The organism is Paenibacillus sp. SEL1, from assembly GCF_054602535.1.
In genome coordinates, this window is record NZ_CM137723.1 from 5,008,663 (window position 1) to 5,022,802 (window position 14,140).

Below are 14,140 nucleotides of genomic sequence, written 5' to 3' on the forward strand. Positions count from 1 at the left end.
ATTCCTGATCCTACCTAATTTAAGGAGTGAAAATGCTATGTGCGCACGAACGCTAAAAGCGAATACAAGGAATGTAATCGGTAACTATTGCAAATGGATCACAGTTGGTATCATTTTAACTTTCACGGGATGCCCGCTTGCATCCGCCACTCCTTCACCCTCATCCTCTAGTAAAACTAGTGAACCCGCCTCTTCCCTAGTTACATTTCAATTGCAAGAGGCTACGATTGCTCAAATGCAGGAAGCGATGAAGTCAGGGGCACTGTCAAGTGTCGAGCTCACTGCTCTGTACCTTAACCGGGTATATGCCTATGATTCTAGTGGCATTCGACTGAATTCCATCCCTATTCTGAACCCCGACGTACTAAAAGAAGCTGCTCAAGCTGATCAACTAAGGGCACAAGGTATTAAGACTGGTCCTCTGCAAGGCATCCCCTACACGGTTAAAGACAGCTACAAGGTTAAGGGACTCACTGTCGCTTCTGGATCTCCGGCTTTCAAAAACCTGATGGCAAAGGACGATGCCTTTACAGTAGAAAAAATACGCAAATCCGGTGGGGTGCTCATTGGTAAAACCAATATGCCGCCAATGGCAGCAGGGGGAATGCAAAGAGGCGTTTATGGCCGTGCTGAAAGTCCGTACAACCCAGATTATTTGGCTGCAGCCTGGTACTCTGGCTCCTCTAACGGATCTGGCGTATCAACAGCCGCCAACCTCGCTGCCTTCGGTATGGGGGAAGAAACGGTATCCTCTGGAAGATCACCGGCATCTAACAATGGTTTAATTGCCTACACCCCATCGCGGGGCCTAATCTCCATTCGGGGGAATTGGCCGCTCTTCCCTATACGTGATGTCGTTGTCCCACATACGAGGACTGTCGAGGACATGCTCCGCTTGCTTGACGTGATCGTTGTAGAAGATAAGATCACCAAGGGCGATTTCTGGCGAGAGCAGAAATCCGTTCGGCTCCCTTCTGTCAACAGTGTCCGTCCCAAATCCTATTTAGAGCTGCGAGACATTCAAGCTTTGAAAGGCAAACGCATTGGCGTTCCGAAAATTTATATCGGTAAGGACCATGAAACCACAACTCCGATCAAATTCAGACCTTCGATACAGGCATTATGGGAAAAAGCTGTTAAGGATTTAACTGCTCTTGGAGCTGAGGTTGTGGAAGTTGACTTCCCCTTGCAGGCGAATAGCGAGAAAGACCGGCCAACAGCGAAAACACCTGAAGAGCGTGGTTTGATGCCGGCAAAGTGGGCTGAAAAGGAATTCGGGTTGCTTAATCCTTATGCAGCTGAGGAATTCCTTAAAAGTGTGGGCGATCCAAATTTCCCGTCATGGGCAAATATTGACCCTGCAACCGTCTTCCCGAATCCGCCCGGTTCGGTAGATGCCAAACGTGGCAGAGACCTTGGCCACTATGACGTATTCATTGAAACCATAAAGAAAGGCGTCACCCCTTACGAACAAATTCCTCAGTTTCAGGAAGGTCTGAGGGGGCTTGAAAATGTACGAAAGATTGATTTTGAAGATTGGATGAAGCAAAACAACCTTGATTTTATTGCATTCCCGGCAAATTCGAATATCGGCAAAGCTGACTCCGATGTGAATGAAACGTCCTACGAGGAGGCTTGGGAGAATGGCAACTATTTCTCCAATACGAATTTCATTCTACGCGAGTACGGGATCCCAAGTGTGTCTGTGAGTATGGGCGCTATGAAGGATACCGGTATGCCGGTTAATCTGACGATGGCAGGTGCCGCATACAGCGATAATGACCTGCTTCGTTACGCTTATTCCTATGAGCAGGCGACCAAAAACCGTCCTATTGCAGCACGTACGCCAACGCTTGAGGATGAAACCTTTTCCTATAACCCGCAAACCACTCTCCCACCCTCTAAACGCAAGGAAACAGGAACCCCTGTACTTAAGTTGAATGCTTCAATCACGGATGATGTTCTCGCTTTGGAAGGTTCAGTCACAGATCAAAGTGATATCGCGCAGCTTAAAGTTTATGTCAATGGCATTCGTGTCGTTTTTACAGAAGATAAAGCCAATTGGTCAGCAACGCTTCCAACTACTAAATACAAACAGGATGGTGCCTCCCAAGCTGATACGCTGCATATTCTCGTGCTGGCCAAGGATATTTACGGAAATACCTCTGCTCAAGTCAAGTCTGTCACTTTACCCCAACGATAAAGGACATCATAGAACTGACTATAATTGTGGGTTCCCTGACCGTAAGATTATCATTAGTTGGTTGAAAAAGGCTTGTTCAGAAGCGAATATGCGGGTTCGACTCTGAGGGCACACTTGGGTATTTAACACCTGATACTGTCGAGGAAAAGGACTTGTACCTATTGCCGTAAAGGAAAAGAGATTTAGATTATCGGGTCAGCTATGTATAAATCATCATTTTGTGTCATGGATAAAAGGACGAACAGGGTAACCGCCCTTTTATCCATGACAGGATGCATTTAATACTGTCCATTATGACAGAGGCTATTACTTAGCGCATTCAGCCATTACAATATTTCGATATACCCTTCTGTTCCATGCACACGAATTCGTTGCCCATCTTTTATCAGTTTGGTAGCATTCTCCACTCCGACAACTGCGGGTAAGCCATATTCACGTGCGATAACGGCTCCATGAGTCATCAGTCCACCAACTTCGGTGACTAGGCCTTTTATGGATACAAACAATGGTGTCCAGCTGGGGTCAGTAAAGGCGGTGACTAATATATCTCCATCTTCCAGATCAGCATCTTCCATGTTTAAGATGACACGTGCTCGTCCCTCTATAACTCCGGTAGAAACAGGCAGACCTACAAGCGCTTCGGCTGGGAGATTTTCTCGATTGTACTCACCCGCAATGATTTCACCATCAGACGTGATTACACGCGGGGGAGTTAGTTTTTCATATAATTTATAGTCGTCTTTTCGTTTACGGATGATCTGATAATCCAGTTTATTTGTGCGTACGACTTCGTGAAGTTCTTCAAAAGTGAGATCGTATATATCTTCTTTCTCGTGAATAACACCAGCTTGTACGAGTTGTTCGGCTTCTTTTAGTAAAGCCTGCTTATAAACGAAGTAGCGATTAACCATGCCGTATTTGGGATATTCACGATAACCGATGAAATTCCTGATCAGGTCGATCATTCGTTTTGTTTCTTTGGCTTTTTGTTCACCATCCGGTAATTGCTTCAATCGATCTAATAACTCTTGTTCTTTTTTCAAAGCCTCCTGTCGCCCCTGCTCAAATTTCCAATAGCCAGCATTAGGCTCAAAGTTTTTGATATTACTGAGAATCATGGGGACAAGTATAATTGGTTTTTCACTCCAACGAGTTCTCGAAATATCGATTTCACCGGCACATCGCATTCCGTATTTGTTGAGATAAGCATAGATAGCGTCTTGAGTTTCCTGTCCACCATCCAACTTAACCAGTTCATCCAAAAAATTATCATCTTTTACATGTTGTAAATAATCAATTACCTCTGGATAAGGACGAATCGTATCTGCGACATCCAATAGCGCCAGACCCATTTCCGAAGTAATGTTGTTTGGTACAGATTGAGAAAGCGTATCTGCTGCGTTTTTTTCACCTAACCACTCGTACATTTTTTCATTGATCCATGACGAAGCATTCATAGCAGTCATAAAAACCTTTGAACTTTGTGGGTCAAATAAGATCTTCTTTAATTCTTGGAGATCTTCCAGAATAAAATCAAATAAATCTGCTCCTGATTTCGTTTGGATGTTTTGTTTTAATTTTTCTATCGATGTTTGACTGTTCTTAATCAAATCAGAAACGATTGTCGGATCGTTTTCGATTTGTGCTTGAAAACCTGCAGACGACCTACCTTTACTGCTATTACCGGGACTCCGTTCTGTTCTATCATCTGGTAACGATTTTATAAAATCTCGCTCTATTAGGGTCATAAATGCGTCTTTTATGAGCGGATCAGATTGTCCCAGGGTATTTAAGAAAGTTTCTCTGCTGACAGGTGAAGCCAGCATATGTGTAACATCAACAAACAACCTTCCACCGGCTATACGCATGGGTGCAGGAGTTATTAACAGGTAAAAAGACAATCCCAATGGTTTTATCGGGTCAGTCATCATTTGTTGATGACCGACAGATACATAAACGTGATTTTCCTGATCATTTGCTTCAGGGATCGGGTATAAAGTCGTGATTGGACGACTCTGGACTATATAAAAAGTATCATTGGCCAAACACCATTCGATATCTTGTGGGCAACCAAAATGAGCCTCGATATGTCTTCCGATACGTGCCAGTTGCAAAATTTGTTGTTCAGTAAGGGTTTGAGTCTTTTGCTGATCAGGCTCGATCTGCTTTGTCTCTGTTCCGCCTTCTTTTCGTCCATAGATAGCCAATTTTTTGGTTCCTATCATCTTATCGACGATTGCCTCTTCCTGTACTTTATAACAATCGGCAGAGACCAAGCCAGAGACCAATGCTTCTCCAAGTCCAAAACTAGCATCGATCGATAGCAGCTTCCGGTTGGATGTAATCGGATCAGCGGTAAATAAAATTCCTGAAGCCTGCGGGAAAACCATCCTTTGAACAATAACGGATAAATAGACTTGACTGTGGTCAAATCCATTTTGCATACGATAGATAACCGCGCGATCCGTAAATAGGGAAGCCCAACATTTGCTGATATGCTGCAAGATTGCTTCTTTGCCGATGATATTTAAATAGGTGTCTTGTTGACCAGCAAAAGAGGCATGTGGCAAATCTTCAGCAGTCGCACTGGAACGCACTGCGTAAGCATGTTCTTCTCCAAACCGGGAGAGATAGTGAGTAACTGCTTCCACAACATCGGCAGGAACTTCTACTTCCATAATGATTTGTCGAATCTGCCTGCTGATTTCACCAATTTGAGCACGATCTTCTGCTTTTAGCCTTGTTAGTCGATCCAACAATGCATAATACGTTTCTTTTTGTTCGATGGCTTTTTGATACCCCACTGTTGTAACACAAAATCCTTCTGGTACATGTATTCCTTCAATTTTTGATAGTTCCCCTAAATTCAACCCTTTTCCGCCAACGAGCAAAAACTGCGTTTTTTCCATTTCCTGAAAACCGATAACCAAAGAACTCATTCAATATCTCTCCTAACTATTAAATTGAGAAAAAAACATTTGACAAGAGTTTAGCGGCATGGTAAAGTTAAAGTGTAAGATGTGATATTTATGAACACTTAAATTAATAAATCACAATCTAATTATATCATCGTGTCTGTTTTATATGCAATATAAAAGAACCTGATAAAACTATCCAGGTTCTTTTTTTGATTTTCCACTATCATTAGTCAAATTCAAAAACCGTGGCTCGAGCTGAACTCAGTTACTGCATAGTTCCATATCGGTTCTATGCAGCCTAAAGAAACTGAAGTGGCGTCAGGTTCTTATTGAGCTACCTGCCCGTTAGTTCAGCGAACGTAGCACGTATAGTGAACCTCTTATATTTTTTCCGTTACTTCTCAACTTCATCCCGTTACCCCTTTATTGAGTCAAAAGAAAAGAGTATTTTTTAAATTTGTTCGAACTATTTGCCCGTTAATTGAAAAAAACGGCAGCCGATCGTTGTGTGCGGCTGCCGTAATTTTAAACCAAATCAAGCGACCAAACTGATCAAATTGCCATCAGGGTCCTTTATGATCGCATAACGCTCGCCCCAAGGTGTATCGTTCGGTTCAAAATGCCCCTCATATCCCTGTACTGTCAATCGGCTATACGATTCATCCAGCGCTTCCTTACTGTCAAACTGGAAAGCGATCTCCATCCGATAACCGGCAGGCTTCTGCTGATCGCCTAGAATCATCTGTGCCGATTCCCAAGTATCAAAAGAAAGAATAACATCGTTGTATGCTACTTCTATATGATGTTCTTCATTTACCCTTTCCGGTATTTCTAAGCCTAATGTCCGATAAAAGTCCAAGGACCTCTTCATCTCTTTTACGAAAATCGATAATCTTTTTAACTTAACTGCCATGCTTCACAACTCCTATCCAGTGGTATGATTATTCACCTCCATTGTATCGATCATATAGACTGTTAAATAGGAAAAATCGGACTCTTTCGTCTCTTATTTATCAAGCTTTTAAGAGACAATCCATAATATTGCTTAAAATGTATTGGTAAAATGTGACTCATCGTAATAGCCGTATTTGAGCGAAAGATCCACTAAACTGGAATAACCGCCCTGAAAAAAATCTTGCAGCGTGCTTTGAAACCGGATTATTCCAAGCATCTCCTTCGGACTTAAGCCCAGCTCCTGATCAAATACCCTTCTAAGATGCCGTTCACTAAAGTGAACTTGATTGGCCAAATTCGTTACGGATAAATTCCCTTTTCGGCCATAAATAATCTGCAAGCTTTGATACACAAGTGGAGGAATTGCCATATCGCTAGTCGCCAGCATTCGGACCAAATGATGTTCAGCAACCGCAAGAATTTCGGAGATCGTAGTGGCTGATAAGATTTCTTCTACCCAATACATTTCTTCTAAACCCAATACATCATCCAAGTAGATACGCTGTCCCTTAAACGCCGAAAGAGGTGTCTTAAGAATAGAACGAGCTGATTCCGAATATATCCGAATACCAAATAGTGAACGAGGTTCAGAGAACTGCAGTAATTCTGATCGAGTTGTAGGACCCACAACGTAGGCAGCCTTTCGGCTAATGGAGAAAGAAGATTCACGACAATATCGACACAGCCATCCGGTATAACTCGATGCCAAAGCTTGTCTGGAACAGGACGATAATCCATTGTCCAAAAGGAAGCCACATGTGATTCCAATTGAGGACTCACTGGATACTCCCGGCAGTTATACCATGGCTGTTGTAGCTCCGGTTGCAATTTGGGGGAGTGGACGGGATGGAATGAATGAGTCATCTAGATCCCTCCTTAATCAAGTTTAACTAGTAATATCAAGCATTTTCAGGTATCTGGCCTCTTTTTAAGTTACCTCATAGTTGGTTCCTAGGAGAGTCTGCAGTCCTATTTACGATAAATTTGATTAAGCTGTCACATTATTCCATGAGTGTATTCAAGGAGGATTTCACCTGACATGTATACAAGGGTGAAAACTCCTGTACATGTTAATTTGAGCTAGCTGCCTTATTTCTTGATATAATCAGCGAACTTCCGAAGAAAATCGAGCGAATGGATATCCTCTCTGAGATGATGATGAACCAGATCATCCATTTTAGTTGTTTCCTTATTCAGCATGTATTCAAGCATAGCTTGATGCTCATGCCAGATGCCCATCAGCTTCCCTGTTTCCAGCATATGAAGCTTGCGATATCTGATATAGTGAACATTCGACTGCTGAATGAGCTGCCAAAGAAACCCCCGCCCCACCAATTGGAACATGGTTTGGTGGAACTGATCATCCAAACTGAGGAATTGATCCGTAGCATGATCTTCTTCAATCACAGCTCTCTGTCTGTCCAGAATATCGCTCAGCTTCTGTACATCACTTAATGCAATTTGCGAAGAAAGCTCCTTCATAATCTCCTTTTCCAATGCGCTTCTTAAGTAAATAATTTGTTCAACGGACTCCAGATCAATATAGGACACAATGTTCCCCTTCTTGGGATAAATATCAATGTAGGACTCAAGCGCAAGCCACTTCAATACATCGCGTAGCGGAGTTCTGGACAGCTGGAAGCGTTCTGACAAAGTCGTCTCGCTGAGAAGAGTACCCGGCTTTAAGGTCAGTGACAAAATATCTTTTTTCAACAGTTGCATGATTTCTTCTTTTGTAAACATATCATTCCTACCTTCACTTTATAAATCTAGTAGACTTATTATAAAGCATTTTGAGGTGACGGACTCCTCTGAGATTATCATTGACAAGAACAAACCCTATAATTTATGATCAACTCAATCTTGTATACAAGACAGATGGAATATAATCAGGGAGGTATCGTTATGAATATGACCTGGAGATGGTATGGGGAAGGCAACGACAATATTACACTGGATCATATCCGGCAAATTCCGGGAGTTATGGGCATTGTCTGGTCTTTACATGATAAGGTAGCCGGTGAAGTATGGGAAATGGAGCGAATTCAGGAGGTAGCTGATCAGATTACGAGCAAGGGCTTTAGTACGGCGGTCGTAGAAAGTGTAAATGTCCACGATGATATCAAAATCGGCCTACCATCCCGCGATCAATATATTGACATTTATATTGACACCATTCGAAAATTAGCCAAAGTGGGAGTTAAGGTGATTTGCTATAACTTTATGCCTGTCTTTGACTGGACCAGAACAGAGCTGTACAAGGAACTGCCTGACGGGTCCAATGCCCTCTTTTATGAAAAGGCTGCCATTACCGATGATCCCCGCCAAATGGTGGATCGGATTCTCAAGGGAGCTGGGAAGTTCACCATGCCTGGCTGGGAACCGGAACGGTTGGCGAGACTGGATGAACTTTTTGCTGCTTATGCGGATGTCACAGAAGACAAGTTGTTTGACAACCTGAAGTATTTTCTTGAGCGCATCATCCCGGTCTGCGAAGAGGTTGACATCAAGATGGCCATTCATCCTGATGATCCGGCATGGCCCATCTTCGGATTGCCGAGAATTGTCCGTAGTCGTGAGACCATCCAGCGCATCCTAGATGCAGTGAACAGCCCATATAATGGTCTTACCTTCTGCACCGGGTCACTGGGGAGCAATCCTGAGAATGATTTGCCAACTATGATTCGAGAGTTTCATGATCGTATTCATTTTGCGCATATTCGTAATATCAAGGTGTTTGAGAATGGCGACTTTATTGAAGTGTCACACCGCGGGAAGGACGGAAGCGTCGATGTACCGGAAGTAGTTAGAGCTTATCACGAGAACGGCTATCAGGGATATGTGCGCCCGGATCACGGCAGACATCTATGGGGTGAAGAAAAGAATTGTCGACCTGGCTACGGTTTGTATGACCGTGCACTGGGGGTTATGTACTTGCTTGGTGTCTGGGATAGTCTCTCTCAAGGCAAAGGAGTGAAATAAATGCTCCAACTTGACCGGAAAGGCCTTTCAGACAAAGCGGCCTGGCGAGCAGCAGGCATTGAACTGCCGAAATATGATCTGGAGCTTGTAGCCAATAACACCCGAGTTAGACCGCAATGGGTGCATTTCGGCGCAGGCAATATTTTTCGTGGGTTGATAGCCAATGCGCAGCAACAACTGCTGAATAACTTGAAAGCGGATACAGGTATTATTGCGGCCGAAGCCTTTGATTTTGAAATGATCGACAAAGCTTATAAGCCTTACGACAATCTAACCTTACTGGTGTTGATGAGTGCAGACGGAAGATTTCACAAGAGCGTGGTCGCAAGCATTGTTGAGGGACTCGCAGCAGAGCAAAATCGTCCAGACGACTACCTCCGTCTGATTGAAATATTTGAGAATCCGTCCCTGCAGATGGCCAGCTTTACTGTCACGGAAAAAGGATACGCCCTGACCGGGCCCGACGGCAAGTATCTGGCTGTTGTGCAGAGGGATTTGACGAATGGTCCTGAACAGCCGATGCATGTGATGAGCCTGGCTACTTCGCTTGCCTATCAGCGTTATCTGAGAGGGCGGCATCCAATGACCTTTGTGAGCATGGATAATTGCTCCCATAACGGTGATCTGTTAAAGGATAGCATGATTGCCATCGCCAAGGAGTGGGCTCGCAGAGGCCTGGTAGAGGAAGGATTTGCAGACTATCTGCAGAATGAGGAGAAAATAACCTTCCCCTTGACCATGATTGACAAAATCACACCCCGCCCTTCCTTGCAAGTACAGTCTGCTCTTCGGAAGCTGGGGTTAGCTGACATGGAGATGATCGTTACCTCTAGGCATACGTATACGGCTCCCTTTGTCAATGCTGAGGTTAGCGAGTATTTGGTCATTGAAGACAAGTTTACGAACGGGAGACCTGCACTGGAGGAAGCTGGCATCATCTTCACGAATCGGGATACGGTGGACAAAGTGGAGAAGATGAAAGTCACTACTTGTCTCAATCCGCTGCATACAGCGCTGGCCCTCGCTGGGTGTCTGCTTGGGTACGAGCTCATCGCAGATGAAATGAAGGATCAGGCATTGCGTCGTCTGGTGGAAACCATCGGCTACAAGGAAGGCTTACCTGTTGTAATTGATCCCGGAATTATCGAACCGAAACCATTTATTGACGAAGTATTGCAGGAACGCTTCGCCAATCCCTATATTCCGGATACGCCACAGCGGATTGCAACAGATACGTCTCAAAAGATGAGCATCCGTTTTGGGGAAACCATAAAGTCTTATGCTAGCACAGCAGGGCTTGATCCTACGAACTTGACTGCTATCCCCTTGACCATTGCGATCTGGTGTCGCTATTTGCTGGGAGTGGATGATCAAGGAGAACCCTTCACACTCAGTCCGGACCCGTTACTGGATACGTTGCAGGGATATTTGCAGAATACGAAGCTGGGCGATCAGACCTCCGAGGTTCGCTGCCTCCTCGAGGATGACAAACTGTTCGGTGTCCGATTATATGAAATTGGTCTGGGCGACAAGATTGAAGCCATGTTTCATGAAATGCTGGCAGGTCCCGGAGCAGTCCGAAGCACGATAGAGAAGTATGTGAACTAGAACTTACATTAATGCAATCCCCACTGTCAGAAAATCTAGTCAGGGGGATTGCATTAATGAGAACCAATTCTTTAAATAATCAAATCCCGGGTTGCTTCACCCGCGAATACCGTTTTTTAACTCGCTAGAATGCACGTTTTAGAAACAAATAGTAGAATGAACATTCTAGTATCATGAAAAATGTAATATTACTTAGAAGGTCACAATCACTTTACCTTGGGAGTGGCCCGTTGACACTTTAATCAACGCTTTGTTAATGTCATCAAACGTATAAGTTGAATCTATAGAGGGCTTGATATTTTCTTTTTCAACAAGTTTAGTGATTTCTTGTAATTGACTTCCATTGGCTTGCACAAATAAAAAGCGATATTCATTTTGATTCTTACGTGCTAAAGAATCTAAGCGAGCACCCACTAGACCAAACAATGCTTTTTTCCACATTGGAAAATGATTGTCAACCGCAAAGCGATAATTAGGTCCGGCTTTCAATGATACCAATTTCCCTTGTGGTTTTAAAATACCCAGTTCAGCTTTGATCTCTTTGGTACCCAAGGTGTCGATCACATAATCGATATCGGACAGTATGTTAGCATAATTCTCTGCCTTATAATTTATGAATTGATCAGCCCCGATCGACAGTATACGTGATCTGCCTCTTTCACTTCCACTTGTAATAACAAATAATCCCAGTGATTTGGCAATGGGGATTGCCATAGCGCCAAATCCTCCGGTTCCTCCAGGAATGAATAGCTTTTTATTCGGCTGGACATGGAGTACATCGTGCAATGCTTGATAAGCAGTCAAGGCAGTAAGGGGTACAGCAGCAGCTTCAATAAAAGATAGATTTTCAGGCATGATGGATAAAGCATCTTCATTTACGGCCGCATACTCAGCAAAAGCACCGATTTTATTAAGCGGCAACCTCGTATAAACAGGGTCACCAACCTTAAAATTCAAAACATCATCACCAACAGCTTCAATAACCCCAGATAGTTCATTCCCTAAAGTTAATGGCAACTTATAGTCGGCAATCATCCGAACACTGCCATTCAGATTAAGAATGTCCAGTGGATTTACACCTGCAGCTTTTACTTTGACAAGTACCTCATGGCTATTGATCTGTGGTATGTTTACATCATTTAATTCCACATGGATTATTTTTGAATATTTCTGTACTTGTGCTGCTCTCATATTCATCCTCTTCCTTTGCTAATTTGGAGATAGCATAACCATGAACGCAATCGAGTTTTTAGGTTGACCCGCTCGCTATACCATTATTTACTAAATGCGTTTTTTTGAAAACATCAAACATCTTAGACTAAAAACGTGGCGCACAATTTTCAGTTGTACGCCATGTTTCAGCCTTTATGTTATTGTAGACCCTCTTGCGATTCAAATTCTTCCATCGTAGGATAATCCGTGTAACCTTTACTTCCCAAACCAAAGAATGTTGACGGATCGGCTTCATTTAGTTGCGCACCTTTTTGAAGCCGTTCCACTAAATCTGGATTGGCTAATGACCATACACCAACAGGCACCAAATCAGCAAGGCTACTTTCTATATCCAAGCTAAGATCTTCCAGAGCTCGTCCAGCACGATTGACTAACAATGGATTCGTCCAGATTGAGCGAATGTCTTGGAGCAGCTTTTCATTTCCAAGATGCATAACATGAAGGTAAGCTAAATCCAATTGAGCTAATTCCGTTACAAGGTAGCGATAAAGTTCAGGATCTCCACGGATATATGAATTGAATTTAAAATTCTGAAATGATTGGATAGATTTGGCCTCTCAGGTTGAAATCATAGTTCTGGTCTACAAAACCTACCACTTCGTTGTTATCATAAAGATCCACCATGAATCCCGCCATTTGTTTGGCAGTGTGGTACTTAGGCATGTTTGCTTTGTAATCAAATTCTTCAGTATCTAATGATTTCTTCCCGAATTCCGTTTCCGTTATAGCTGGTGCTAAAACCTTTGCTTTTAGTTTTGCACCTTTCATTTCTAGTTCTTTTGCAAGGCCTTCTGTGAAGGCACTAACGTAATATTTAGATGCAGAATAAGCAACACTCCCAACAGCAATGGCATATCCGAGTGCGGATGAGACGTTAATTAACTGAGTTCCTTCTACATCAGCATAATCTCGTACATATAGTGTAGAAAGGATCGTCACGGTTTCAATGTTAACACGTAGCATAGTTTCAACTTTATCTAAATTCTGTTCTGCTACAAAAGAAGCTTCACCAAGCCCCGCATTGTTAATCCAGGTCTCAATTTGGTATTCCTTTAAATTGTTATATAGTGTGTAGGCCTGATCTGTAACAGACAGGTCACTTGTACGAACAATAACATTTATAGTAGGATCCATATCCAGAATTGCTGATTTGAGTTCTTCTAATTTATCCAATCTTCTAGCTACCAAGATTAAGTTTTTGCCACGTGCAGCAAACGCCAATGCCGTTTCATATCCAATCCCTGAACTTGCTCCTGTAATAACTGTATACTTCATAATATTCTCTCCTTCATAACATGCAGATTAGTGTAAATGAGTTTTAAAGATGATTTTAGAACGATCATTCTTATTAGGGTAAAAAAGTTAGATCTAACTTGCTATTAGCATATCAATTCTAGAATGAACAGTAAATAATTTTTTTATGACTAAAATTTTAATTTTGGAGCGGTATTCCTTGACTTGTTTGAGGCATAAGATACAAGTTCTTTCTTTCATTAGAGGGACAAGAAAAAACTTGTATCACGGAAACAAACAGTCCCTCTATTTAGGTGACTCCTTTTGCCTGTCATGCTGTAATTCCACTTTTAATCTAAAGCGGTCAGTGTCATATCAATAATATTCTTTAATTTTTGCTGATCCGTTGTTGTCTTAACCAACGTACGTAGCCCTAACCACGCATTCATTAAATAATGAGAAATAACTACAGGATCCAAGTCAGCCTTGAACTCACCCGATTGTTGACCCTTCAGAACAAGGTTAGTCAAGAGTTCCTCAGTTCGCGAATAACTCTCATCAACTAAGGATGCAACTTCAGGATCCAACACGCCGAGTTCCACACCTGAATTCACGAGAAAACACCCTAGAGGTTCTCCTTCATTTCTTACTGTCGCCTCAAACAACTCCCGAATTAATTCTTTGATCGGTTTTTGTTTTTCAATCAGAAACCTCATTTTGCTGGTCTGCTTCGTTTCATATCGTTCGAGAGCTTTCATAAATAAGGCATGCTTATCCCCAAAGGTATCATAGATACTTCTTCGGTGAATGCCCATAAACTCAACCAAATCTTGCATTGAAGTTTTCTCATATCCTTGTGCCCAAAACAGGTGTATTGCTTTATCTAATACTTCATTAACTTCAAATTCTTTTGATCTTGCCATCGTCATCACCTCGAATAATCATTATACAATGTAGTGAAGGATCGGCAAACTAGATTTAAAAAAAGTGAATACATTACAGGTTGAGG

General features: G+C 42.6%; 11 protein-coding genes and 1 pseudogene. 3 read left to right on the forward strand and 9 right to left on the reverse strand.

Features of this window, described 5'->3' with window-relative positions:
- Positions 1-37 precede the first annotated feature (37 nt).
- Positions 38-2,203: an amidase gene (locus ACYCSE_RS22830; RefSeq protein WP_459700065.1), complete on the forward strand. Its 2,166-nt coding sequence runs from the start codon at positions 38-40 to the stop codon at positions 2,201-2,203.
- A 326-nt stretch (positions 2,204-2,529) separates the two neighbouring features.
- Here ACYCSE_RS22830 and ppsA read toward each other — a convergent pair whose 3' ends face one another.
- The 5 genes and pseudogenes from ppsA to ACYCSE_RS22855 form a co-directional block, all read right to left on the reverse strand.
- A complete protein-coding gene (gene ppsA, locus ACYCSE_RS22835) occupies positions 2,530-5,142 on the reverse strand; it encodes a phosphoenolpyruvate synthase (RefSeq protein ID WP_459700066.1) in 2,613 nt (870 codons plus the stop codon).
- 514 nt (positions 5,143-5,656) lie between these two features.
- Positions 5,657-6,034 carry a VOC family protein gene (locus tag ACYCSE_RS22840; RefSeq protein WP_069289605.1) on the reverse strand — a complete coding sequence of 126 codons (378 nt, stop codon included), beginning with the start codon at positions 6,032-6,034 and terminating at the stop codon, positions 5,657-5,659.
- A gap of 132 nt (positions 6,035-6,166) precedes the next feature.
- On the reverse strand, positions 6,167-6,568 hold the full coding sequence (locus ACYCSE_RS22845) for an AraC family transcriptional regulator (protein WP_459702561.1): 402 nt from the start codon (positions 6,566-6,568) through the stop codon (positions 6,167-6,169).
- Between the two features lie 63 nt (positions 6,569-6,631).
- Positions 6,632-6,939: pseudogene (locus tag ACYCSE_RS22850) on the reverse strand (DUF6597 domain-containing transcriptional factor); the annotation flags it as partial.
- Between the two features lie 225 nt (positions 6,940-7,164).
- On the reverse strand, positions 7,165-7,818 hold the full coding sequence (locus tag ACYCSE_RS22855; protein WP_258296950.1) for a GntR family transcriptional regulator: 654 nt from the start codon (positions 7,816-7,818) through the stop codon (positions 7,165-7,167).
- Positions 7,819-7,980: 162 nt separating this feature from the next.
- On the opposite strand from ACYCSE_RS22855, the gene uxuA reads away from it, so the two are divergent.
- Positions 7,981-9,057 (forward strand): mannonate dehydratase, encoded by a 1,077-nt coding sequence (uxuA, locus tag ACYCSE_RS22860; RefSeq protein WP_254328569.1) that lies wholly within the window; start codon positions 7,981-7,983, stop codon positions 9,055-9,057.
- Positions 9,058-10,665 carry a mannitol dehydrogenase family protein gene (locus tag ACYCSE_RS22865; RefSeq protein WP_459700070.1) on the forward strand — a complete coding sequence of 536 codons (1,608 nt, stop codon included), beginning with the start codon at positions 9,058-9,060 and terminating at the stop codon, positions 10,663-10,665.
- A 192-nt stretch (positions 10,666-10,857) separates the two neighbouring features.
- Here ACYCSE_RS22865 and ACYCSE_RS22870 read toward each other — a convergent pair whose 3' ends face one another.
- The 4 genes from ACYCSE_RS22870 to ACYCSE_RS22885 all read right to left on the reverse strand — a co-directional run bounded on the left by ACYCSE_RS22870 (position 10,858) and on the right by ACYCSE_RS22885 (position 14,054).
- Positions 10,858-11,856, reverse strand: a complete 999-nt coding sequence (locus tag ACYCSE_RS22870) for an NADP-dependent oxidoreductase (protein WP_446674872.1) — start codon at positions 11,854-11,856, stop codon at positions 10,858-10,860.
- A 179-nt stretch (positions 11,857-12,035) separates the two neighbouring features.
- Positions 12,036-12,356 (reverse strand): hypothetical protein, encoded by a 321-nt coding sequence (locus tag ACYCSE_RS22875; protein ID WP_459700072.1) that lies wholly within the window; start codon positions 12,354-12,356, stop codon positions 12,036-12,038.
- Between the two features lie 64 nt (positions 12,357-12,420).
- Complete coding sequence (locus tag ACYCSE_RS22880) at positions 12,421-13,173, reverse strand: SDR family NAD(P)-dependent oxidoreductase (protein WP_459700074.1); 753 nt, start codon at positions 13,171-13,173, stop codon at positions 12,421-12,423.
- A 308-nt stretch (positions 13,174-13,481) separates the two neighbouring features.
- Positions 13,482-14,054, reverse strand: a complete 573-nt coding sequence (locus ACYCSE_RS22885; protein WP_165176836.1) for a TetR/AcrR family transcriptional regulator — start codon at positions 14,052-14,054, stop codon at positions 13,482-13,484.
- Between the last annotated feature and the right edge of the window lie 86 nt (positions 14,055-14,140).

Excerpts from the sequence above, each read along its gene's own strand:
- ACYCSE_RS22830 (WP_459700065.1), top strand. The coding sequence starts at position 38 with ATGTGCGCACGAACGCTAAAAGCGAATACAAGGAATGTAATCGGTAAC.
- ppsA (WP_459700066.1), bottom strand. The coding sequence starts at position 5,142 with ATGAGTTCTTTGGTTATCGGTTTTCAGGAAATGGAAAAAACGCAGTTT.
- ACYCSE_RS22840 (WP_069289605.1), bottom strand. The coding sequence starts at position 6,034 with ATGGCAGTTAAGTTAAAAAGATTATCGATTTTCGTAAAAGAGATGAAG.
- ACYCSE_RS22855 (WP_258296950.1), bottom strand. The coding sequence starts at position 7,818 with ATGTTTACAAAAGAAGAAATCATGCAACTGTTGAAAAAAGATATTTTG.
- uxuA (WP_254328569.1), top strand. The coding sequence starts at position 7,981 with ATGAATATGACCTGGAGATGGTATGGGGAAGGCAACGACAATATTACA.
- ACYCSE_RS22865 (WP_459700070.1), top strand. The coding sequence starts at position 9,058 with ATGCTCCAACTTGACCGGAAAGGCCTTTCAGACAAAGCGGCCTGGCGA.
- ACYCSE_RS22870 (WP_446674872.1), bottom strand. The coding sequence starts at position 11,856 with ATGAGAGCAGCACAAGTACAGAAATATTCAAAAATAATCCATGTGGAA.
- ACYCSE_RS22880 (WP_459700074.1), bottom strand. The coding sequence starts at position 13,173 with ATGAAGTATACAGTTATTACAGGAGCAAGTTCAGGGATTGGATATGAA.
- ACYCSE_RS22885 (WP_165176836.1), bottom strand. The coding sequence starts at position 14,054 with ATGGCAAGATCAAAAGAATTTGAAGTTAATGAAGTATTAGATAAAGCA.